The following is a 20,855-nucleotide window of genomic DNA, read 5'->3' on the forward strand; positions in this document are numbered from 1 at the left end:
GGTCGAGCGGGAGTGGGAGGCGAAGCTCGGCCGGAAGCAGTTCGCGCAGCTCCGCGGGCTCCTCGGCGAGCTAGCGCAGAGCTGACGCTACCGCGCCGCGTGGCGGCGGCGCAGCTCGTCCTCCACAGCCGAGGGCTGGAGGCCGCGCGCGGCGAGCAGGACGTAGCTGTGGAACCAGAGATCGGCAAGCTCCTCTACGAGCCGCTCGTCCGACTCGGTGACCGCCGCGAGCGCGGCCTCGACACCTTCCTCCCCGACCTTGCGCGCGGCCGCGGCAGGCCCTCCGTCGAGCAGGCTCGCGACGTACGACCCTTCCGGCCGGGTCGCCGCGCGCTCCGCGACCACGCGCCAGAGCCACGGGGCAAAGCACGACTCCGCGCCGGTATGGCACGCCGGGCCGCTCGGGTGGACGCGATAGAGCAAGGCGTCGCCGTCGCAGTCGTCGCGGATCTCCTCGACCGCCATCGTGTTGCCGGACGTTGCGCCCTTGTGCCAGAGCTCTCCCCGGGAGCGGCTCCAGAACCATGCCTCGCCGGTCTCCCGCGTCAGCCGGAGCGCCTCGTCGTTCGCGTATGCGAGCATCAGGACGCGGCTCGTCGCCGCGTCCTGGACGATCACCGGGGTCAGCGCCTCATCGGCCATCCGGCCTCCTCCAGCTCGGCCTTCAGCTCGGGGAGTCGTTCCGGCCGCTCGTGGACGATCGAGGCGATCAGCGCCGCCTCCGCCCCGGCCTCGAACGCGTCCGCCATGTGGCCCGCGTCGCCCGCGCCGCCCGACGCGATGACCGGAACCTCGACCGCGTCGGCAACCGCCCGAGTCAGCTCGAGGTCGTAACCGGCGCGCGTCCCGTCGGCGTCGATCGAGGTGAGGAGGATCTCGCCCGCTCCCCGTTCCACCGCCTCGCGCGACCAGTCGACGGCGTCGCGGCCGCGCGGTGTGCGGCCCGCGTGCGTCACGACCTCCCCCCCGCGCGCGTCGATGGCACACACGACCGCCTGCGAGCCGAACTCGGCCGCGAGCGACGTGAGGACCGTCGGGTCGTCGAACGCGGCCCGGTTGATCGCAACCTTGTCGGCTCCGGCCAGAAGGAGGTCGCGTGCGTCGCCGACGCCCGTGATCCCGCCGCCTGCCGTGAACGGGATCGTCAACTCGTCCGCGGCACGGCCGATCACGTCGAGGATCGGCCCACGGCCCTCGAGTGTCGCGGTGATGTCCAGGAAGACGAGCTCGTCGGCTCCGAGCTCCGAGTAGCGACGCGCCAGCTCGACCGGCTCGCCCATCTCGCGCAGATTGACGAAGTTCACGCCCTTGACGACGCGCCCCTCGGCGACGTCGAGGCAGGGAATCACGCGCCGCTTGACCATCGCACGAGGTTCTCGAGGACGCGGGCGCCCGCGCGCCCGCTCCGCTCCGGGTGGAACTGCACCCCGGCGAGCGATCCTGCCTCGACCGCAGCGACGAGCGTGCCGTCGTGGTCGACCGTGGCCGCGACGACGTCCTCGTCGTCAGGTGCGGCCGCGTAGCTGTGCGCGAAGTAGACATCCGCGCCGTCGAGGCCTTCCAGGAGCGCGCTCGCGCGCGGAGCGGCGAGCGTGTTCCACCCCATGTGGGGCACCCGCCTGGCCCGCACCCTCCGCACCGGGCCGTGGAGCAGGCCGAGGCCCTCCCCGCCCTCCTCGCTCGGTCCGAAGAGCAGCTGCATGCCGACACAGACTCCGGCCACGGGCCGTCCGGCGGCGGCGCGCTCTCGGAGCGCGTCGTCGAGTCCGTGGCGGGCGAGGCCCGCGGCGGCGCTCTCCACGTGACCAACGCCGGCGATCATCGCGAGCGGCGCCTCACGGATCGCCTCGGGATCCACGGTGATCACCGGCTCGACCCCCGCACGTACGAGCGCGGACGACAGCGATCGCAGGTTTCCCGCACCGTAGTCGGCGATCGCGACCCTCATCTCGCGACCGCGACCCTGCGTGAGGACGGCCTCAGAGGCCCTTTCTCGTCAAGGGAGGCGAGCGCCGAGATTGTGTCGATCGTTCCACAGCCGTCCGGGCCAGTGAATCCGTCCGTACGACGCGGCGGATGTTGCGAGGCGCACCGCTCCATCCCGGCTCGCCCGCGGGACGAAACGCCTACCGATGCGGGATCGAGGCATGTGGATCGACTGGCGCGAAGTCGGCGCTGTTTGAGCTTGACAAGATTCGGTCTCTGAGGCCGCTCTCCCGCCCAGCCGCTCACGCCGCCCCCTTCGTCGACCGGATGCCGGCGGCGCCTGGCGCGACTGCTTGCCGGAGCGCTTGGCCGAGCGACTTGTAGGCGGCCTCGGCGACGTGATGATCGTCAGCCCCGACCGAGTCCACGTGCACGGTGCAGCCCGCCTCGATCGTGAAGCGCTCGAGCGCATGCCGAAGGAGCGAGACCGCCAGCGCCCCGACACGGTCGCTCCCGAATGCGAGCGAGATCTCGGCGTGCGGCCGCCTGACGAGGTCGACGGCCGCCGTTGCCCGCGCCTCGTCCATCGGCACGACCGCCGAGCCATAGCGCGCGACGTCCTCCCGCGAACCGAGCGCCTGGGCGAGCGCCGCGCCGAGCACGGCGTGGACGTCCTCGACGGTGTGGTGCTCGTCGACGCCGAGATCGCCGCCGGCGAGCAGCTCGAGGTCGAAGCCCGCGTGGAAGGCCCATAACGTCAGCAGGTGGTCGAGAAACCCGATCCCCGTCTCGACTCGGGCGCGCCCCTGCCCGTCGAGCGACAGCGTGAGCCGGATCGCAGTCTCGGTCGTGGTGCGGATGATCGTCGCGTCCCGCCCGACCGGGGGGCCCGGATCGGCCCCGAGTGCACGGAGCAGCACGTCGTTCTCCGACGGACGGCGGATCGAGACCCGGATTCCGCGGGGGAACGACCGGACGACGATGCCCTCCGCCTCGAGCCGCTCCGCCATGGGCTCCTCGGTCGGTACGAAGAGGAAGTTCGTCGCGGTCGGAGCGACCTCGTAGCCCGCCGACACGAGGGATGCCCGCATCCGCTCGCGCTCCGCGATCGTCGCCTCCACGTCGCCGAGCCGGGGGTCGCGGAGGGCCGCCGCGGCGATCGCGGCCGCCGGGCCGGCGATCGGTGCGGGGGCGCGCCGCTCCGTCAGCAGCGCCGCCGTCTCGGGATGCGCCAGGGCGTAGCCGACGCGGAGCGCTGCGAAACCGAAGGCCTTCGACATCGTCCGGACGACGACGAGGTTCTCGAGCTCGTCGACCCACGGCGCGCACGACCGCGCGCCGTACTCGACGTACGCCTCGTCCACGACGACCGTCGTCTGCGGCTCGCGCCGTGCGAGCTCGACGATCTCGTCGGGGCCGACCCAGTCGCCGACGGGGTTGTTCGGGTTGCAGACCCAGCGGAGCTCCGCCTCGTCGCCGAGGTCGACGACTGTTCCGCCGTGCAGCCTGGTCGCGATGCCGTAGAGCGCGTATGTCGGCGTATCGACCGCCGCACGCACGCCCGGCCCGAGAAAGGTCTGCGCAACGAGCAGGATGAGATCGTCCGCACCGGCGCCCACGACGACGTTGTCCGCCGACAACCCGACGTACGCCGCCGCCGCCTCACGGAGCTCGCGGTACGTCCCGTCCGGGTACTGCTCGAGCCGCGACATGCTGCGGGCGAGCGGCACCTGTGGCACCCCCGGCAGCGGTGGCGTGTTCTGGTCGAACTTGAGCACCGCCTCGGGCCTGATCCCGTGGCGCGCCGCGACGTCCTCGACGCTCGCGGCCCACGCGTACGGCGCGAAGCCATCGCCGACCTGCTGTACGCGCAGGCGCGCAGCGCTCATGCCGGCACCGCCTCCCCGTGGAGCGGCAGCCCCTCGACGCGCGCAAGCGGGCCGACGACCGCGGCCGCGCGGCGCGCGCCCTCGACCGACGCCGTCACGATCTGAATGGGCTTCAGGAACGCTTCGAGCCCGAGCCCGCCGGTCGACCGCGCGAGCCCACCGGTGGGCAGCACGTGGGTGGCGCCCGCCGCATAGTCGCCCACGACGGACGAGCACCCGACGAACACCGACCCGGCGTTCCGGATGCGCGGCAGCAGCGCGTCCGGGTCGGCGACGTGCAGCTCGAGATGCTCGGGCGCGTATTCCTCGGACCGTGCGACCGCGTCGTCCAGGGTCTCGGTCCGCTCGACGCGCACGTTACCGCGGCCCGCCACGAGAGCCTCGACCGAAGCCGCGAGACGGGGGTCGTCCGTGAGGAGGAGCGCGTCGCTGTCGGATCCGTGCTCCGCCTGTGCGAGCAGGTCGGCGACGACCTGCTCCGGCGACGCCGTGCCGTCTGCGACGACGACGACCTCGCTCGGGCCGGCCGGGAGGTCGATCCGGACGCGGCTCGAGACGAGCAGCTTCGCCGCGGCCACGTATGCGTTCCCGGGCCCGACGATCGCGTCGACACGGGCGACCGTCTCGGTTCCGTATGCGAGCGCCGCGACCGCTTGGGCGCCGCCGATCGCGTAGACCTCGGCGATCCCGAGCTCGCGCGCGGCGACGAGGATCGCGTCGGCCGGGCTCGGAGTCACGACGGCGACCCGGCTCACGCCGGCTACCCGGGCGGGAACGGCCGCCATGACGAGCGACGACGGGAGCGGCGCGCGCCCGCTCGGGACGCAGACGCCGACCGCGTCGAGCGGCAGCCAGCGACGCTCCGAGACGATGCCTGGCGCCGCCTCGACCGACGTGTCGCGCGGGCGCTGTGCCTCGCTGAAGCGACGGACGGCGTCGATCATCGCCCGGAGCGCCTCGAGCACGTCGTCCTCGACGGAGGCGGCGGCGATGCGATCCTCGGATACGCGCAGGCCGTGCGGTCGCGGCCCGTCGAAGCGCGTGGTCCACTCGAGCAGTGCAGCGTCCCCGCGATCGCGGACGTCCGCAACGATCGGCATCACCGTCTCGAGCGCGCCGTCGAGCGACCTCACGCGACGAGCCTCTCGATCGGCAGCACGAGGATCGACGTCGCGCCCGCCTCGCGAAGCACCGGGAGGAGCTCCCAGATCTCGTCGACCTCGACGGCCGCATGCACGGCGATCTCGCCTTCGTCGGCGAGCTGGAGCACCGACGGCGCGCCCATGCCCGGGAGGACCGAGCGTATCGCCGGAAGATCGTCGACGTGCGCGTTCATCATCACGTAGCGCCGGCGGCGGCCGGCGACGACCCCCGAGAGCATCAGCTCGAGCCGGTTCACCACGTCGCGCCGCTCCTCGACCGCGGCGCGCCCGCCGACGAGGACCGCCTCCGAGGAGAGAAGCTTCCCGATCGGGCGCAGCCCGTTGGCGCTCATCGTCGAGCCGGTCGAAACGAGGTCGACGATCGCGTCCGCGAGCCCGAGACGCGGCGTCGCCTCGACCGACCCGGACACCGCGATCAGCTCGCATTCCACTCCATGCTCGGCCAGCAGGCGGCGCGTCGAGACGGGATAGGCGGTCGCCACGCGCAACCCGTGGAGCTCGGCGAGCTCCTGCTGTGGGCCGTCGGTGGGCACGGCCGCCTCCAGCGTGCACCGCGCGAACCCCAATGCGGCGAGGGTGACGACGTCCGCGTCGGCTTCGGCGACGAGGTTCGCGCCGGTGATCCCGAGGTCGACGACGCCGTCCTGGGCGTACTCCGGGATATCGCTCGGTCGGACGAGCAGGAGATCGACGGGCGCGTTCGCACAGGGGACGACGAGCGACCGCTCGGTCACCTCGAACGAGAGGCCGGCGTCGGAGCAGAGCCGTAGCGCCGGCTCCGCCATCCGCCCCTTGGCAGGCACGGCGAGCGTCAACCGGCCATTCAGGCCTGCACGGGTGAACGTCGCGGTCACGAGCGCCCCCGGCGGCGTCGCGTGCGCTCGAGCGCGAGGCGGTAGCCGCCCGTGCCGTGGCGGAGCCACTGGGCCACGCGGGTCACCGTGGCCGTCGACGTGGGAACCCGCTGTGCGATCTCGACGTAGGGCACGCCCTGCTCGAGCAGCAGGACCGTCTGCCAGCGATGCGCGAGAGCCTCGAGCTCCGGGAGCGTGCAGAGGTCACGCAGGAACCGCGTGACCTCGTCTCGGGTGCGCAAGGTCGTCACGGCGTCCGCGAGCTCGGACAGGCCGGGCACCGACTCGACGTCCTGTGCGGCGGCGGTCACCTGGTCGGAGCTTCTTCGCGCCATTCGTACATGCTACCATGCTAGTGTGCTAACACGCAAACAACTGGAGATCATTCCGGCCATCGACGTCCTCGGCGGGCGCGTCGTCCGACTCTCCGGTGGGAGGCGCGAGGCGGTGACGCTGGAGGGCGGCGACCCGGTCGAGCTCGCGCAGCGTCTGGCGTCCCAGGGCGCGACGCGGCTCCACCTCGTCGACCTCGACGGCGCCTTCACCGGCGCTCCGTCGCTCGAGCTGCTCACGGCCGTCGCTCGCGCAGGCGAGCTCCCCCTCCAGGTCGGTGGCGGCTACCGCACGCTGGAAGCGCTCGAAGCGGCACTCGCGGCGGGCGCCGACCGCGTGATGGTCGGCACCGCTGCGCTCTCCCCGCCGTTCCTCGCGCGCGCGGCGGCCTCGTTGGGGACGGCGCTCGTCGTGGCCGTCGACGTCCAGGACGGGAGGGTCGCAGTCGAGGGCTGGACGCGCGCGTCCGACCTGACGGCTCCCGAGCTCGCCCGACGCTGCGCGGAAGCCGGTGTCGCGCGGCTGCTGGTGACGGCGACGTCGCGCGACGGCTCCCTGGCGGGCCCGGATCTCGACCTCCTCGCCCAGGTGTTGCCCGTCGGCCTTCCCGTGATCGCGGCGGGTGGAATCGCCTCGACAGCGGATCTCGTCGCGCTGCAGGAGCTCGGCTGCGAGGCAGCGGTCAGCGGGAGCGCGCTCCTGGCGGGCCGCTTCACACTTGCCGAGGCGCGCGCGGCGCTCGCCTCGCGCTAGCCACGTCCCGGGATCGGAGGATCGGCGGCCAGTGTCTTCTTTAGGCCGCGGACGAGCTCCGCGCGCTCCGCATCGGAGAGCCGCGCGCCGGCGTGCAGAGGCTTGTACTGGAGCGGCGGCATCGACCCGTCCCGGACCGCCTCGACGACCTCGTCCGTTTCGCCCTGCGGCCTGTCCCACTCCGAGAAGTTCAGGTGCTCGCGACCGCCCTCGACGTCGCTGTACACGAGCCACGAGACCGGCGCGACGTTCGTGTACCACTTCCAGTCGGTCAGGTTCGAGTGGCAGTCGAAGCAGGCGCCGGCGGCGAGCTCCCGCGTACGTGACGAATCCCAGCGCACCTCTCGCGTGACCGGCGGATTCGTGTGGTCGCGGCCGTAGGGCACGGCCTGCGCAGCGACGAACAGTGCCACGACGAGCACCACGGCGCCGATCAGCCACTTCCGCACGTCTCGAGAATCGAGGGTGTCCGTCGCGTCGGCATCCGGAGCTCGACCGATCGTGCTGGTGGTGAACTACGGAGCGGTGCGCCGAGGTCAGCGCTCGTTGGCGCAAACGCGGTCGTCGCCGCCGACGAGCCGGTCGAAGAGCGCGTTGTAGACGTCGTCCTGCGCGGGGTCGTACCGGCCGAGCGGCGCACCCTCCCACTGCACGTCGGGCGTCACGCCCGGCCCCATGACCGTCACCCGGTGCAGGTCGCCGACCGCAGGCCCTCGTGGTGCGCTGTCCGGGTAGCCAGTCGGCGGCACTTGGGGCACGAAGCTGTAACAGAAGGCGCCGTTGCGTAGGTGCAGGACCTTGCCCGCATCGTGTTTCCAGCCGGCCCCGTAGACCGAATTGCGCGTATCGATGTAGACGTAGCGGCCATAGGCGTCGACCTTGCCGGCCGTCGGAGTCCGGGTCCCGAAGACCGGCGCGCCCGAGTAGGTCAGTCGCCCGAAAAGGCCCTGCCACTGACCGCCGTACGTCCAGTTCGGCGACACCTCGAGCACCGCGAGCGGGCCGGACCAGTGCGACAGGTGGAACTCCATCACTGCCTGACCCGGTCTCCATGGGTCGAAGCCGCGCATGGGCAGCAGCCGCTGCCATGCCTGCACCGCCCAATGTGTCCCGTCGGGCGCCGTGCACGCGACGACGAGGAACGGCACTGCCGGCCCGGTGTACGGGCCGCACCGATTCGCGAAGCGGGCCCAGATCGCCTTGCCGCGGGATTTCCAGCCGCCGCTGTAGTCACGCCGGAAGGACGTCTGCGGCAGTTGCGCTCCCGGAGCGAGAGCGTTGATCGCGCCCCAGGCGAGCAGGTGCCGTCGCTTCCCGTTTGCGGTGTACGAGAGGAGCGCGGTGCCGCCGTCGACCTGGAGCGTCAGGGCCGTGGCATCGACGGCGAAGATCTCCGAGGCCCCGGCCGGCGCAGCCAGCGTCAGCGCCACCACGACGACGACGAGCAACCTCAAGGCGGCGCGTAGCCTACCGCGGTTCCCCGACGTCTCGCGTCCGCGCGCGTGCGAATCTCGGCACGAAGTCGGCACATCCCTGTGAGGAAATGACCGCTAGCGTGACATCAGGGACACCGGGGTGCCCCTGGGGGCGGTTGGGGGCGCGTTTCGCGAAGGACGGGCCGTTGGCCTGCGAGGACCGGCTAGGACGGCGCGCTCGCAGACGCGGACGGTGACTCCTCCTCCCGGCCCGCGGCGCGCCGGCCCGCGTACCTTCTCGTCGTGCAGATCCAGTTCTGCGACGACCGAGGTGCGGCCGGGTTCTCGTGGATCGTCGACGAACCTGCGACGCGGACGTCCCACGCGCTCGCCTCCGGCGGAGGCGTCTGGCTCGTCGACCCCGTCCGCCATGAGCCGGCGCTCGCCCGCGCCCGCGAGCTCGGGGAGCCGCGTGCCGTCATCCAGCTGCTCGACCGGCACAACCGCGACTGCGCGGCTGTTGCGGCCGAGCTCGGCGTCGCCCACCTCGTCGTTCCCGACGCTGTGGCGGACAGCCCCTTCGAGCTCGTGACGGTGAGGCGCACCAAGCGCTGGCGCGAGACGGCGCTCTGGTGGCCGGCGACGCGCACCCTCGTCGTCGCCGAGGCGATCGGGACGAACCGCTTCTTCGCCGCCCCGGGCGAGCCGGCTGGGGTCCACCTGCTGCTTCGCCTCTCCCCGCCTCGCGACGCGCTCGGAGACTTCGCGCCCGATCACCTCCTCGTCGGGCACGGACGAGGCGTGCACGGCCCGGCGGCGAGGGAGGCGCTCCGACGCGCGCTCGACCGGTCCCGCAAGGAGCTCCCACGCTTGCTAGCGCGTGTCCCGGGGCTCGCCGTCGACGCGGTGCGCCGACGGACGTAGCGCTCAGGCGCCGAGCGCCGCCGGACGCAGCAGCCGCGCCGGGCGGCGGAGGCCCGCGTCGCGCGCAGGCGGATTGAGCGGCTCCGCGAGCGGCGCGGCGTCGAACGAGCGACGCACCTGCTCCTCGGGCGGCGCTCCGTAGGTCGTCGTCCGCTGTCGCGGCAGCCGGCCGGCCGAGCGGATGAGCTCCTCCATCTGCTCGGGCGGCAGCTCCTGCCCCCACTCCGAGCCTGCCGCACGCGAGATCGACTCGTTCATCAGGGTTCCCCCGAGATCGTTGACGCCCGCGGCGAGCGCCTGACGGACACCGTCGGGCCCGAGCTTCACCCAGCTCGCCTGGACGTTCGTGATCGACGGGTGAAGCGCGAGCCGCGCGACCGCATGGAGGAGAAGCGCCTCGCCGAAGGTCGGACCGCGGCGCGCACGGCCCTTCAGGTAGATCGGCGCCTCCATCGGCACGAACGGCAGCGGCACGAGCTCGGTGAATCCGCCCGTGCGCGTCTGCTGCTCGCGGGCGCGCAGGAGGTGCCTCGCCCAGTGCACTGGCCGCTCGACGTGGCCGAACATGATCGTCACATTCGATGAGAGGCCGACGCGGTGCGCCGCGCCGTGCACCTCGAGCCACTGATCGGTCGTCACCTTGTCGGGGCAGATGACCGCGCGTACCTCGTCGTCGAGGATCTCCGCAGCGGTTCCGGGAAGCGAGCCAAGGCCGAGCTCGCGCAGCCGTGCGAGGTATGTCTCGAGGTCGAGACCGAGCGTCGCCGCGCCCTGCCAGACCTCGAGCGCCGAGAACGCGTGCACGTGGATCCGGGGGACGGCTGCCTTGATCGCCGACACGACGCCCGCGTAGTAGTCGCCCGTGAACGAGGGGTGGATCCCGCCCTGGAGGCAGACTTCGGTCGCGCCCCGCTCCCACGCCTCCCGCACGCGCCGGACGATCTCCTCCTCCGGGACGAGATACGCGGGTCCGCGGAGGTTCGCGGCGAGCTTGCCCTTCGAGAATGCGCAGAAGCCGCAGCGGAAGTAGCAGACGTTCGTGTACTGGACGTTCCGCGTCACCACGTACGTGACCTCGTCGCCGCAGGTCTCACGGCGGAGCGCGTCGGCCGCCGCGAACACCCGCTCCCGCTCTCGCCCGCGCGCGGCAAACAGCCGCACGAGCTCGTCTTCCCCGAGCTCGTCGCCGACGAGCCCAACCGGCGCGGCGTCGCGCCCGATGACGAACGGCACGGCGACCGGCTCCCCCGGTGCCCAGCGGTCCTCGCGCGCGAGCCCGTGGGCGTCGGCCGCCCGCCGGATCGCCGGAGCGACCGCCGGATCGGCCCAGCGGTCGAGCTCCATGACGTGCTCTGGGTAGAGCGGCAGCCGCGGTGCGAGCTCGAGGCCCCGGGAGCGGCACGCCTCACGCAGCCGCTCCACCTCGGGCCACGGGGCCTCGGGGTTGACGTGATCCGCCGTCACCGGCGACACCCCGCCCCAGTCGTCGATCCCCGCGTCGAGGAGAAGCGGGAAGTCGTCGTAGGCGAGGTTCGGCGGCGCCTGCACGTGAACATCCGGCCCGAGCACGATCCGCGCGACCGCAATCGACCAGAGGTGCTCCTCCATCGTCGCGTCGGGATGATCGGCCATCCGCGTGCCCGGCTTCGCACGGAAGTTCTGGACGATCACCTCGCGCAGGTGCCCGTGCTCCTCTGCGACCGAGCGCAGCGCGAGAAGCGCCTCGATCCGTTCCTCGCGAGTCTCGCCGATCCCGATCAGGATCCCACTCGTGAACGGGATCGCGAGCTCGCCGGCGAGCCGCATGGTCTCGAGGCGACGGCTGGGAACCTTGTCCGGTGAAGCCCAGTGCGGGCCCCCGCGGGCGGCGAGCCGCTCGGCGGTCGTCTCGAGCATGATCCCCATCGACGCGGCGACGGGCCGCAGTCCCGCGAGCTCCTCGCGGGACATCACGCCCGGGTTCAGGTGCGGCAGGAGCCCCGTCTCGTCGAGCACGCGCGCCGCGCAGCGGGCGAGGTACTCGAGCGTCGTCGCGCAGCCGATTCTCTCGAGCTCCTCTCGCGCGACGCGATAGCGCGCCTCGGGCCGGTCGCCGAGGGTGAACAGCGCCTCCGTGCAGCCCGCCTCGGCGCCGGCCCGCGCGATCGCGAGCACCTCCGCCTCCGTCAGGTACGCACGCTCGCCGCGCCGCGGCGGCCGCGCGAAGGTGCAGTAGCCGCAGACGTCGCGGCAGAGCGTCGTCAAGGGGACGAAGACCTTCGGCGAGTACGTGACGAGCGTGCCGGTGCCGTGTGCGCGCAGGCGGCGGGCCTCGGCCATGAGGTCGTCGAGGGACGTCGAGAGAAGCTCTGGGAGATCTGCCATCGGCGTTGGGTTGTCGCCGGGCGGTCTCCTCGCGCCGGAGCGAAGAGCATACGCGAACCGCGGCGCGGCAGAATCGAGAGGTGGCGACGCTCGCCGAGATCCTCCGGTTGCTCCACGACGCGTCCGAGCGCGCTCGGCCCGCCCGCCTCACGGTCGTCGAGTGGAACCACGCGTCGCGAAGCGCTGCCGCCTTCGACCGGTTCATGGTCGAGCGTCACGGCGCCCGGCTCGGCGTCGGCTCGGCGGAGCTCGTGCTCACCGGGGAGGCGAGCCCACCGCCCGACGAGACGCGCCGAACCACGAGGCTGGCGTTCGAGGGACCGACGCGGTGGCGTGAGGAGGCGGCCGGTGTGCAGGCGGGGAAGCGCTACCGCGTGCGCGACGGCGAACGGTGGGTCGCGTGGGACGCCGACTGGGGCGCAGTGACGCACGAGACCGAACAGGAGGGCGGGCCGCCGTCGAGCGAGTACGGGCTGCTCCTCGACCCCGTCGCGGTCGTCGCCGCCTACCACCTCGAGCCGGCCGGAGAGGCTGTCGCCGCAGGACGCGACGCCCACCGCGTCCGCGCGGTCCCGCGAAGCGGATCCGATGTCGCGACCACGGTCGTCTTCAAGCTGGGGCCCGGCGGCGACGAGCTCGACCTCGCGGTCGACGTGGAGCGCGGCGCACTGCTCCGTGCGGAGGCCTCCTCGAGCGGCGAGCCCTTCCGCCGCCTCGAGGTGACCGAGATCACGTTCGGGGCCATCCCGCCGGACACGTTCGCGCCGACACTCCCGCCGGGCGTCGTGCCGTCACGCTGGCAGCGGCCGGAGCGCCTGGCGCTCCACGAGCTGCAGGGTGCGGCGCCCTTCTCGGTCTTCGTACCGGCTCGGGTGCCGGACGGCTGGCGGCTCGTCGAGAGTCTCTTCACTGCGTCGCGGGAGCATCCCGCGGTCGAGGCGGAGGTGTCGCTCGTCTACGCGAGCCCCGACGGCGCCTACGGCGTCAGCATGGGCGAGCGCGCAGCGGACGGCGCACGTCGCGATTGGCTGGAGTGGTCGCGCGAGGGCGACGTCGAAGTGGCAGACCTCGGCGAGCACGCCGTCCCGCGCCACCACGCGCGGGTCGTCCGGGACGCGACCGCGATCGAGCTCGCCGGCTCCGACCCTGCCTTGCTCGCGAGCCTCGCCCGGGAGCTCGTCCCCGCGCCGACCGAGCCGCCGCGGCTCGACGGCTGACGCGCGGCGATTACGCGGTCCGGTAGCCCCAGATCCCGCCGAAGCTCTTCCAGCTGCCCTTGTGCCAGCGCTGGAGGACCATCTGCTCGATCGGGAAGTGGTCGCCCGGCCCGGTCTTGAGCCCGATTCCGGGAAGGAGGAACGGGTTCCCGCTGAAGTTCATGCTGCTCGTCACCTTGACGAGGCCGCTCCGCGTGAGGTTCTTCCCGGCCTTGCGGAGCGCCTCGACCGCCGTCCACGCCGCGGCCATCCCGTAGACGTGGTACACGTCGTCCACGTTCGCGGACGCCGCGTAGCGCTTCATGATCGAGCGGTAGAGCTTCATCGCAGCGTCGTTCTTCCACTTCGGGTCGGTCGGATCCTTGAGGAAGACGATCGAGACGGAGCCCTCGACGACCTTGTTCTTCCCACCTTCCGACGCGAGGAGCATGATGTTCGATGCCGAGGCAACGGCGTTCGTCAACGTCAGCTTCGGCTTCCAGTTCAGCCGGTTGGCGAACACGTAGGCCTGGATCGCATGCTTCGGCGTGGCGAAGATCGCCAACGTGCTCGCGCCCGAGGACCGGAGCTTCGCCATCTGCGACTGGACGTCCGGAGCGGTCGCCTCGAATGGCTCAGCGGCGACGACTCGCGCCTTCGACCGCTGCATGCCCTTCTTCAACCCGTTCAGCAGATCCTTCCCGTAGTCGTCGTTCTGGAACAAGACGGCGACCTTCGCGCTCCCCTGCGTGCGGGCGAGGTACTTCCCGAGCACCCAGCCCTCCGCCTGATAGCTGGGCTGGAGGCCGATCGTGTAGGGGTACTTCGCCGACTCGCTCCCGAACGCCGTCGCGCCGGACGCGGCGAAGAGCTGCGGCACCTTGTTGGCGTTCAGGTAGTCGCGGATCGCGAGGTTCTGCTCGGTGCCGAGCGTGTTGAACATGGCGAAGACGCCGTCCTGCTCGACGAGCTTGCGCGTTGCGAGCACCGTCTGCTGAGGGTTGTACTGGTCGTCGACGATCGTGTCGGAGATCTTGCGCCCGTTGACGCCGCCCCGAGCGTTGACGTACTTGAAGTACGCGTCCGCCCCGCGCGCCACCGACGCGTAGGCCGAGGCCACGCCCGAGAGCGGCGACGTGGTGCCGAGGAGGATCGAGGTCGAGGTCACGCCCGGGTCGGCCGACGAGCGGGTCGTACCGGCGAACGCGGCGGTCACGCCGATGGCGAGAGTGAGAACGAGCGCCGTCAGCGCGAACGTGAGCTTCGGTTTCATGCGGGCGATGGTAGCCGCGCGTTGTCAGCGCTTCGTAAGCGTTCTGACGCGTGCGAGCAGGCCCGCGAAACCCATCGGCAGCACGAACATCAACGCGATCAGGACGACCCCGGACACGATCGCGGGCGCGCCGGGCGACTTCGAGACCTCCTGCGACCAGATCGGCAGGAACTGGATGAAGACGGCGCCGGCAATCAGCCCGACCAGCGAGCCGAGGCCACCGACGACCACCCCGACGAGGAGCAGGATCGAGAGCGCGATCGGGAACGTGTCCGGATTGACGAACGTCGTCGCGATCGCGAAGAGCGAGCCGGCGACGCCCGCGTACGCCGCGCTGACGCCGAAGGCGAGCGTCTTGTACTTCGGCAGGCTCACGCCGGAGGACTGGGCCGCGGTCTCGCTGTCGCGCACCGCGCGGAATGCGCGCCCGGTCCGACCGCGGAGGAGCAGCCAGGCGACGACGTAGCCCACGAGCGCGATCGTCCAGCACAGGTAGTAGAGCCAGTCGTTGAACGTGAGCTCCCGGCCGAGCACGGTGACCGGCGTCAGCGAGGCGGTCAGATCGGGAAGCCCGAAGAGGTTGATACCGCTCCCACCTCCGGTGAACCCCTCGAAGCGCTTGATCACAGCGGGCATCGACACGGCGATCGCGAACGTCGCGAGCGCCAGGTAGAGGCCGGAGAGGCGGAGCGCCGGGATCCCGAACAGGAAGCCCACGACCCCGGTCAGGATTCCCGCGATCGGAATCGTCCAGATGTCCTTCACGCCGTGGTCGGCGATGAGGATCGCCGTCGTGTACCCGCCGATCGCCATGAACGCGCCGTGCCCGAGCGAGATCTGGCCGGTGTAGCCCGTCAGCACGTTGAGCCCGATGAGGGCGATCAGGTAGATCGCGACGTAGGCGAGCTGTTGCGCGCGGAAGGCCGAGATGAACGACGGCAGCACGGCCACGAGGAACGCGAGCGCCACGAACGCGACGACCGGTGCGAGCCACCGGGCGCGACTCATACGCGCTTCACCTCGGTCTTTCCGAAGATCCCCGACGGCTTGACGAGCAGCACGACGAGGATGACGAGCAGCGCACCGGGCAGCCGCAGGTCGGCGCCGACGAAGTCGACGTACGTCCCGAGCAGGTTGAGCCCGACGCCGAGCACGAGGCCTCCGACGACGGCGCCGATCGGCGAGTCGATGCCGCCGAGCACGGCGGCCGCGAAGGCGTAGATCAGGAGCGCCGCCATCAGGTTCGGGTCGAGGAAGACACTCGGCGCTGCGAGCATCCCCGAGATCGCGCCGAGCACGGCCGCGAGGCCCCACCCGAGCGAGAGCATCCACGTGACCCGTACCCCGACGAGCCGGGCCTCGGCCGGGTTGACCGCCGCGGCGCGCATCGCGAGGCCGACCTTCGTGTACTGGAACATCAGCCACAACACGACGACGGTCGCCAAGACGACGCCGATCGTCCCGATGTCCTGGATCGAGATCGCGACCCCGCCGATCTCGATCGTGCGGGTCGGGAAGGGGCTCGGCACGGCGCGTACCTCGCCCGACCAGATCAGCGTCACGAGCCCGTTGATCGCGAGCAGGAGCCCGATCGTCACGATCACGACGCGCAGGACGGAGCCTTTCTCGTTCGGGCGGATCACGCCCTGGTGGATCGCCACGCCGCCGACGAACGAGGCGATCAGCGTGAACGCGAACGCGGGCCAATAGCTCCAGCCGTGGTTCGTCGTCAGTGTCCACGCGATGTAGGTCGAGAGCGTCGCCATCTCGCCCTGCGCGAAGTTGATGACGCCCGTCGCACGGTGGATGAGGACGAGGGCGAGCGCGAGTGAGGCGTAGATCGACCCCGAGGAGAGGCCCACGACCACCTGCTGCATGAAGTCGGCCATCAGTACCCCAGGTAGCTCCTGCGCACGGACTCGTTCTCCTTGAGCTCGTCACTCGGCCCCGAGACGGCGACCCGGCCGACCTCGAGCACGTACGCGGTCGACGCGGTCTGCAGCGCGATACGCGCGTCCTGCTCGACGACGAGGACCGTCAGCCCTTCGCGCTCGTTCAGCTCGCGCACGATGCGAAAGATCTCCCGCACGATCATCGGCGCGAGGCCGAGCGACGGCTCGTCGAGCATCAGGAGCCGCGGGCGCGCCATCAGGGCCCGGGCGACGGCGAGCATCTGCTGCTCCCCGCCGGACAACGTCCCAGCCGGCTGCTGCGCGCGGTCCGGGATCCAGGGAAACCACTTCGACACGCGATCGATGTCCGAGTCGAGATTCCGCTCCCTGCGCGTGTAGGCCCCGAGCCGCAGGTTCTCGACGACGGTGAGCTCGGTGAACGTGCCGCGACCCTCCGGGACATGGGCGATGCCCGCGCGCGCGACCGCCTCGGGCCCACCGTGGAGCGGCTTCCCGGCGAACTCGATCGACCCCGAGCGGCGGACCGTGCCCGACACGGCGCGCAGCGTGGTCGTCTTCCCGGCGCCGTTCGCCCCGAGCACGGCGACGACCGAGCCCTCGGGCACCTCGAGCGAGATGCCCCGGAGCGCCTGGACCGGGCCGTAGCGGGCCTCGACCCCGTCGAGGCGGAGCAGCACGCTCGGACTGCTCACTCCTCGACCCCCAGGTACGCCTCGATCACGGCCGGGTCGGCGCGCACCTCGGCCGGCGCGCCCGACGCGATCTTCCGCCCGAAGCTGAGCACGTTGACGTGGTCCGACACACGCATGACGAGGCTCATGTGGTGCTCGACGAGCAGGATCGTGAGTGCCCGCTCGTCGCGGAGCCGCAGGATGAAGTCGCCGAGCTCCTCGACCTCCTCGTGGTTGAGGCCGCCGGCCGGCTCGTCGAGGAGCAAGAACGTCGGCTGCGCCATCAGCGCACGGGCGAGCTCGATCCGCTTCAGGGTCCCGTACGGCAGCGCGGCGGCCGGATGGTGGGCGCGGTCGGCGAGGCCGACGATCTCGAGGGCGTCGAGCGCGTCCTGCTCGCCGACCCGTCGCCCGAGCGCATGACCGCCGACGAGGACGTTCTCGAGCACGCTCATCGTCCGGAAGAGGTTGATGTTCTGGAACGTCCGCGCGACGCCCCGGCGCACGATGCCGTGCGGCGGCGTCCGCAGCAGCGTCGTCCCGTCCAGGTCGACCTCGCCGGAATCCGGCGTGTAGAGCCGCGTGATGACGTTGAAGACCGTCGTCTTCCCGGCCCCGTTCGGCCCGATCAGCCCGGACACGACGCCGCGCTCGACCTCGAACGAGACCCCGTCGAGGGCAACGATGCCGCCGAACCGCAACGTGACGTCCCGCACCGACAGCAGCATTGAGCGGGGATCCTAGAGGCTCGTGCGGCCGCGCTACGGCAGCCGCGGCGCGCCGAGCAGCCCGAACCCGGCTGCACCCGCGAGGAGCAGCGCGCCGGCCGCGACGAAGGCGGCCGTCACCTCGCGCGGCCGGTCCTCGCGTCCGACCCGAGACCCGAGGCCGGCGTAGACCTTCTGGAGCGCCGACGCGCTCTCCGCGTCGAACGACTCCGCGCCCGTGTACTCCGCGATGGCGGAGAGCGTCTCGCGGTCGGGCGGCACGGGGATCACCTGCTCGGCGCCCGGCGGCCCCGCGAGGATCGTGCCGCCATCGGTGCCGAGGGCGATGGTGAACACCTGGATCCCGGCGGACTGCGCCCGCTCGGCGCCCTGGCCCGGGCTCAGCAGGCCGCGCGTCTGCGCACCGTCCGAGAGCAGGAGGATCGATGCGAGCGAGCGTCCCTTCTCGTCCTTGAGCCGGCCACCGGCGCGGCCACCGTCGCCGTTCGTGCCCGCGGCGCTCCGCGCCAGCTCGACGGCGCGCGCGAGGGCGTCCCCGAGCGCCGTGCCGAACCCCGGCCCGAGCACGTCGATCCCCTGCTGGAGCCGCGTGCGGTCGATCGTCGGTGACACGACGACCTGTGCCTCGTCGGAGAACGAGACGACGCCGACGCGGAGGGACTTCGGCGCCCGCTCGAGGAACGAACGCATCGCGTTCTTGGCAGCCGCGAGCCGGGTGGGCTTCACGTCCGTCGCGCGCATGGAGCCGGACGTGTCGACGACGAGGACGACGCTCGCACGCTCGTTCGGGGACTTGACGGTCATCGTCGGACGCGCGAACGCGACGCAGAGCGCGGCGAGCGACGCGAGCATGAGCGCAGCCGGGACGTGACGGCGCCACGCACGCCGGCGACCTGCGACCGCGGCGAGCACCTCGAGGTTGGTGTAGCGCACCGCGAACCTCGGTGGGCGCCGCTGGAGGAGCCAGTAGCCGGTCGCCGCCAGCGGCACGACGAGCAGCGTGACCAGGAGCGCTGGGTTCTCGAAGCTCATCGCGTGCCTCGCGAGCACAGGGCGTGGAGCTGGAAGTCGACGGGGAGCCCCTGCGGCACGGACGGTGCGACGGCGGCGACCGCCGTCACCGTCCTTCCGGCCACGTTGCTGCGCACGCGCACCGCGTCGAGCAGGGTCCTCCCCGGCTCCGTCCGGCTGCGGAACGCATACGCGTGGCTCGTGCCGAGGAGGCGGGTCCCGGCCGGGCACCTCCCGACGACCCGCACCGAGGCGCCGGACACGAGGCGCCTCGAGACGACGCGCCTGTCGATCGCCGCTGCGGGCACGTACGCCGCAGGATGCCGCAGGGCCGTCTCGCCGCGGGCGCCGCCGCCGGACGTCGGGATGCAGCCGATGAACGGCTGGAACGAGGTCGGCCTCGACGCCCCTCCGGTGTAGACGGCGGTGAAGACGACCGCACGCCCGGTCGTCACGCCGGGCGAGACGGGGGCACCGTTCTCGCCGCGGATGCTCACGTCGATGGCCCGATCGCTCACGCGCGCGTCGACCCCGGCGACGATGTAGCCGCGGAGCGGACAGCGGAGCTCCCAGACGGCGGTCGACGCCTCACCGCGGGGCACGGCGGTGATCGCGACCCAGGGGCCTGTCACCGGGAGGCAGGTCTGCAACCCTCGGCATTCGTCCGCCGCCCATGCCGCCCTGCCGGCGGCGAGGGTCGCGACCGCGGCAACGGCGAGCACCACGGCGACAGCCGCGCGCCGCCTCACAGCGCCCTCCGGAACCAGAGCGACGAGAGCGTCCCGCCGACGAGGAGGAGCACGGCGCCTCCGGCGGCGAACGCGGAGGTGACCTCCACTCGCTTCCGGTCGCGGGCGAGCCGCGTGCCGAGCTCGCGATACACGGACTCGAGGCGCGCGGCATCCGGCGCAGCGGAGAACGTCCCGCCGGTCGTGCTCGCCACCTGGCGCAGGGTCGGGACGTCGGGTGCGACGACGACGCGCTCCTTCAGGCCGCCCGGCCGGGGCACCTCGACCACGGCGTCGCCGGTTCCCAGGGCGACGGTGGAGACGGGCACGCCGAGCCGCCTCGCCCGCTGCGCCGCCGGTCCCGGTCGGACGTCGCCCGACGTCTGGGCCCCGTCGGAGAGGAGCAGCACGGCGGCGGGTGACGGCTGGCCGGCCTTCGGTCGCTCGCGGCCGCCCGGCCGGTCGAGCGCGAGGTCGACCGCGCGGGTGATCGCCGCGCCGATCGCGGTTCCCGTGCCGAGCCGGAGCTCCCGCAGCGCGGAGCGCGCGGCCTCGCGGTCGGTCGTGGGCGGCAACACCGGGTCGGCCGAGGTCGCGAACGAGACGATGCCCACGCTGTAGTTGTCGGGCACCTCGTCGAGGAACGCGAGCGCCGCTTGCTTCGCGGCGTCGAAGCGACTCGGCTGCACGTCCTGCGCGGCCATCGAGCGCGAGGTGTCGATCGCGAGCACGATCGTCGCGTCGTCGCGAGCGACGCTCCGCACGACGTGCGGACGCGCGACGCCGACGATGAGCAGCGCCAGCGAAGCCAGCGCGAGGATCGGCGCGACATACCGCCGCCAGCCCGGCTTCGCCGGCACGAGGTTCGGGACGAGCGCGGGGTTCGCGAAGCGCGCGGCGTCGCGCCGGCGCTTCCGCGCGGAGAGCAGGTAGAGGCCAGCGAGGACCGGGACGGCGACGAGGCCTACGAGGGCGACCGGCCACGCGAAGGTCATCGGCGGTGCCTCCGCAGGAAGACGGCCAGATCCCTGAGCCAGTCGCCGTCGGTCGAGAGGGTCGTGTGGGCCACGCCCGCCCCGGCGAGCTCGCGCGCGACGAGCGCGCGCTCGGCGGCGGCTGCCTCGGCGAAGCGTCGGCGCAGCGTCCCGTCGTTCGTGTCGACCTGGAGCTCGTGCCCGCTCTCGGGGTCGACGAGCCAGACCGTTCCGACGGGCTCGAGCGACTGCTCGCGCGGGTCGCCGATCTCGATCGCGACGACCTGGTGCCTGCCCGCGAGGCGCAACAGCGCCGGCCGCCAGTCACGGGGGCCGCGGAAGTCCGAGACGACGACGACGAGCGCCCGCTGGCGGGCGGCGCCCGCGACGCGCGTGAGCGCCTGCGAGAGCGGCATCCCGGACGTGCCGTCCGGCTCGTATCCGTCCCGGAGCGCGAGCAGCAGCCCGACGAGCCCGGCCCGGCCCTGCGTCGGCGGGAGGACGCGCTCGGCCTCGCCGCCGAAGCCGACGAGCCCGACGCGGTTTCCACGGATGGTTGCGGCGTGACCCACGGCCAGGGTGACGCCCAGCGCGACGTCCGCCTTGCGCCGCGCCGCCGTCCCGAAGCCCATCGACGGCGAGAGGTCGAGCACGATCCACGTGACGAGCACGCGCTCGGCGAGGTGGACGCGCACGTGCGGCTCGGTCGTGCGCGCGGTGACGTTCCAGTCGATCAGCCG

Annotated in this window: 22 protein-coding genes; 3 read left to right on the forward strand and 19 right to left on the reverse strand. The window is 72.3% G+C overall.

What is annotated here, in order from left to right; all coding sequences use genetic code 11:
* Positions 1–87: 87 nt before the first annotated feature.
* From hisIE to VNM44_RS12665, 7 genes are all read right to left on the reverse strand, one after another.
* Complete coding sequence (hisIE, locus tag VNM44_RS12635; RefSeq protein WP_325626239.1) at positions 88–642, reverse strand: bifunctional phosphoribosyl-AMP cyclohydrolase/phosphoribosyl-ATP diphosphatase HisIE; 555 nt, start codon at positions 640–642, stop codon at positions 88–90.
* Positions 624–1,364, reverse strand: coding sequence for an imidazole glycerol phosphate synthase subunit HisF (hisF, locus tag VNM44_RS12640; protein ID WP_325626240.1), 741 nt, complete (start codon positions 1,362–1,364; stop codon positions 624–626). Before hisF ends, hisIE begins: the two co-directional genes overlap by 19 nt.
* Complete coding sequence (gene hisH, locus VNM44_RS12645; RefSeq protein ID WP_325626241.1) at positions 1,346–1,948, reverse strand: imidazole glycerol phosphate synthase subunit HisH; 603 nt, start codon at positions 1,946–1,948, stop codon at positions 1,346–1,348. The genes hisF and hisH overlap by 19 nt, the downstream gene beginning before the upstream one ends.
* Before the next feature lie 280 nt (positions 1,949–2,228).
* Positions 2,229–3,815, reverse strand: coding sequence for an aminotransferase class I/II-fold pyridoxal phosphate-dependent enzyme (locus VNM44_RS12650; RefSeq protein WP_325626242.1), 1,587 nt, complete (start codon positions 3,813–3,815; stop codon positions 2,229–2,231).
* Positions 3,812–4,948, reverse strand: coding sequence for a histidinol dehydrogenase (gene hisD / locus VNM44_RS12655; RefSeq protein ID WP_325626243.1), 1,137 nt, complete (start codon positions 4,946–4,948; stop codon positions 3,812–3,814). Before hisD ends, VNM44_RS12650 begins: the two co-directional genes overlap by 4 nt.
* Positions 4,945–5,832, reverse strand: a complete 888-nt coding sequence (hisG, locus tag VNM44_RS12660) for an ATP phosphoribosyltransferase (protein ID WP_325626244.1) — start codon at positions 5,830–5,832, stop codon at positions 4,945–4,947. Before hisG ends, hisD begins: the two co-directional genes overlap by 4 nt.
* Positions 5,829–6,167 carry a YerC/YecD family TrpR-related protein gene (locus VNM44_RS12665; protein WP_325626245.1) on the reverse strand — a complete coding sequence of 113 codons (339 nt, stop codon included), beginning with the start codon at positions 6,165–6,167 and terminating at the stop codon, positions 5,829–5,831. The genes hisG and VNM44_RS12665 overlap by 4 nt, the downstream gene beginning before the upstream one ends.
* Positions 6,168–6,189: 22 nt before the next feature.
* On the opposite strand from VNM44_RS12665, the gene VNM44_RS12670 reads away from it, so the two are divergent.
* Complete coding sequence (locus VNM44_RS12670; protein WP_325626246.1) at positions 6,190–6,918, forward strand: 1-(5-phosphoribosyl)-5-[(5-phosphoribosylamino)methylideneamino] imidazole-4-carboxamide isomerase; 729 nt, start codon at positions 6,190–6,192, stop codon at positions 6,916–6,918.
* Here VNM44_RS12670 and VNM44_RS12675 read toward each other — a convergent pair.
* Positions 6,915–7,367, reverse strand: coding sequence for a heme-binding domain-containing protein (locus VNM44_RS12675; RefSeq protein ID WP_325626247.1), 453 nt, complete (start codon positions 7,365–7,367; stop codon positions 6,915–6,917). The genes VNM44_RS12670 and VNM44_RS12675 overlap by 4 nt on opposite strands.
* Before the next feature lie 87 nt (positions 7,368–7,454).
* Positions 7,455–8,372, reverse strand: coding sequence for a hypothetical protein (locus VNM44_RS12680; protein WP_325626248.1), 918 nt, complete (start codon positions 8,370–8,372; stop codon positions 7,455–7,457).
* 264 nt (positions 8,373–8,636) lie between these two features.
* Between VNM44_RS12680 and VNM44_RS12685 the strand changes: the two genes are divergently transcribed.
* Entirely contained in the window at positions 8,637–9,257 is a 621-nt protein-coding gene (locus tag VNM44_RS12685) for a hypothetical protein (protein WP_325626249.1), read from the forward strand.
* A gap of 3 nt (positions 9,258–9,260) precedes the next feature.
* On the opposite strand, the gene cofH is transcribed toward VNM44_RS12685, so the two are convergent.
* Positions 9,261–11,621 carry a 5-amino-6-(D-ribitylamino)uracil--L-tyrosine 4-hydroxyphenyl transferase CofH gene (cofH, locus tag VNM44_RS12690; RefSeq protein WP_325626250.1) on the reverse strand — a complete coding sequence of 787 codons (2,361 nt, stop codon included), beginning with the start codon at positions 11,619–11,621 and terminating at the stop codon, positions 9,261–9,263.
* Positions 11,622–11,701: 80 nt separating this feature from the next.
* Between cofH and VNM44_RS12695 the strand changes: the two genes are divergently transcribed.
* The gene (locus VNM44_RS12695) at positions 11,702–12,838 is read left to right on the forward strand and encodes a hypothetical protein (RefSeq protein ID WP_325626251.1); all 1,137 of its coding nucleotides are present in this window, start codon (positions 11,702–11,704) and stop codon (positions 12,836–12,838) included.
* Positions 12,839–12,848: 10 nt separating this feature from the next.
* Here VNM44_RS12695 and VNM44_RS12700 read toward each other — a convergent pair whose 3' ends face one another.
* The 9 genes from VNM44_RS12700 to VNM44_RS12740 form a co-directional block, all read right to left on the reverse strand.
* Positions 12,849–14,090, reverse strand: a complete 1,242-nt coding sequence (locus VNM44_RS12700; protein WP_325626252.1) for an ABC transporter substrate-binding protein — start codon at positions 14,088–14,090, stop codon at positions 12,849–12,851.
* Between the two features lie 24 nt (positions 14,091–14,114).
* A complete protein-coding gene (locus tag VNM44_RS12705; protein WP_325626253.1) occupies positions 14,115–15,098 on the reverse strand; it encodes a branched-chain amino acid ABC transporter permease in 984 nt (327 codons plus the stop codon).
* A complete protein-coding gene (locus VNM44_RS12710) occupies positions 15,095–15,979 on the reverse strand; it encodes a branched-chain amino acid ABC transporter permease (protein ID WP_325626254.1) in 885 nt (294 codons plus the stop codon). Before VNM44_RS12710 ends, VNM44_RS12705 begins: the two co-directional genes overlap by 4 nt.
* The gene (locus tag VNM44_RS12715; protein ID WP_349258041.1) at positions 15,979–16,677 is read right to left on the reverse strand and encodes an ABC transporter ATP-binding protein; all 699 of its coding nucleotides are present in this window, start codon (positions 16,675–16,677) and stop codon (positions 15,979–15,981) included. Before VNM44_RS12715 ends, VNM44_RS12710 begins: the two co-directional genes overlap by 1 nt.
* A gap of 14 nt (positions 16,678–16,691) precedes the next feature.
* The gene (locus tag VNM44_RS12720) at positions 16,692–17,402 is read right to left on the reverse strand and encodes an ABC transporter ATP-binding protein (protein ID WP_325626256.1); all 711 of its coding nucleotides are present in this window, start codon (positions 17,400–17,402) and stop codon (positions 16,692–16,694) included.
* Positions 17,403–17,435: 33 nt separating this feature from the next.
* Positions 17,436–18,434, reverse strand: a complete 999-nt coding sequence (locus tag VNM44_RS12725; RefSeq protein WP_325626257.1) for a VWA domain-containing protein — start codon at positions 18,432–18,434, stop codon at positions 17,436–17,438.
* The gene (locus VNM44_RS12730; RefSeq protein WP_325626258.1) at positions 18,431–19,138 is read right to left on the reverse strand and encodes a hypothetical protein; all 708 of its coding nucleotides are present in this window, start codon (positions 19,136–19,138) and stop codon (positions 18,431–18,433) included. The genes VNM44_RS12725 and VNM44_RS12730 overlap by 4 nt, the downstream gene beginning before the upstream one ends.
* 20 nt (positions 19,139–19,158) lie before the next feature.
* The gene (locus VNM44_RS12735; protein ID WP_325626259.1) at positions 19,159–20,136 is read right to left on the reverse strand and encodes a VWA domain-containing protein; all 978 of its coding nucleotides are present in this window, start codon (positions 20,134–20,136) and stop codon (positions 19,159–19,161) included.
* The coding region (locus tag VNM44_RS12740) for a DUF58 domain-containing protein (RefSeq protein ID WP_325626260.1) at positions 20,133–20,855 on the reverse strand (723 nt) is incomplete at its 5' end. The genes VNM44_RS12735 and VNM44_RS12740, both read right to left, overlap by 4 nt.

The sequence above is a fragment of the Gaiella sp. genome (genome assembly GCF_035558935.1).
GTDB lineage: Bacteria > Actinomycetota > Thermoleophilia > Gaiellales > Gaiellaceae > Gaiella.

Excerpts from the sequence above, each read along its gene's own strand:
- hisIE (WP_325626239.1), bottom strand. The coding sequence starts at position 642 with ATGGCCGATGAGGCGCTGACCCCGGTGATCGTCCAGGACGCGGCGACG.
- VNM44_RS12720 (WP_325626256.1), bottom strand. The coding sequence starts at position 17,402 with ATGCTGCTGTCGGTGCGGGACGTCACGTTGCGGTTCGGCGGCATCGTT.
- cofH (WP_325626250.1), bottom strand. The coding sequence starts at position 11,621 with ATGGCAGATCTCCCAGAGCTTCTCTCGACGTCCCTCGACGACCTCATG.
- VNM44_RS12705 (WP_325626253.1), bottom strand. The coding sequence starts at position 15,098 with ATGAGTCGCGCCCGGTGGCTCGCACCGGTCGTCGCGTTCGTGGCGCTC.
- VNM44_RS12710 (WP_325626254.1), bottom strand. The coding sequence starts at position 15,979 with ATGGCCGACTTCATGCAGCAGGTGGTCGTGGGCCTCTCCTCGGGGTCG.
- VNM44_RS12650 (WP_325626242.1), bottom strand. The coding sequence starts at position 3,815 with ATGAGCGCTGCGCGCCTGCGCGTACAGCAGGTCGGCGATGGCTTCGCG.
- hisH (WP_325626241.1), bottom strand. The coding sequence starts at position 1,948 with ATGAGGGTCGCGATCGCCGACTACGGTGCGGGAAACCTGCGATCGCTG.
- VNM44_RS12700 (WP_325626252.1), bottom strand. The coding sequence starts at position 14,090 with ATGAAACCGAAGCTCACGTTCGCGCTGACGGCGCTCGTTCTCACTCTC.
- hisF (WP_325626240.1), bottom strand. The coding sequence starts at position 1,364 with ATGGTCAAGCGGCGCGTGATTCCCTGCCTCGACGTCGCCGAGGGGCGC.
- VNM44_RS12725 (WP_325626257.1), bottom strand. The coding sequence starts at position 18,434 with ATGAGCTTCGAGAACCCAGCGCTCCTGGTCACGCTGCTCGTCGTGCCG.
- VNM44_RS12735 (WP_325626259.1), bottom strand. The coding sequence starts at position 20,136 with ATGACCTTCGCGTGGCCGGTCGCCCTCGTAGGCCTCGTCGCCGTCCCG.
- VNM44_RS12665 (WP_325626245.1), bottom strand. The coding sequence starts at position 6,167 with ATGGCGCGAAGAAGCTCCGACCAGGTGACCGCCGCCGCACAGGACGTC.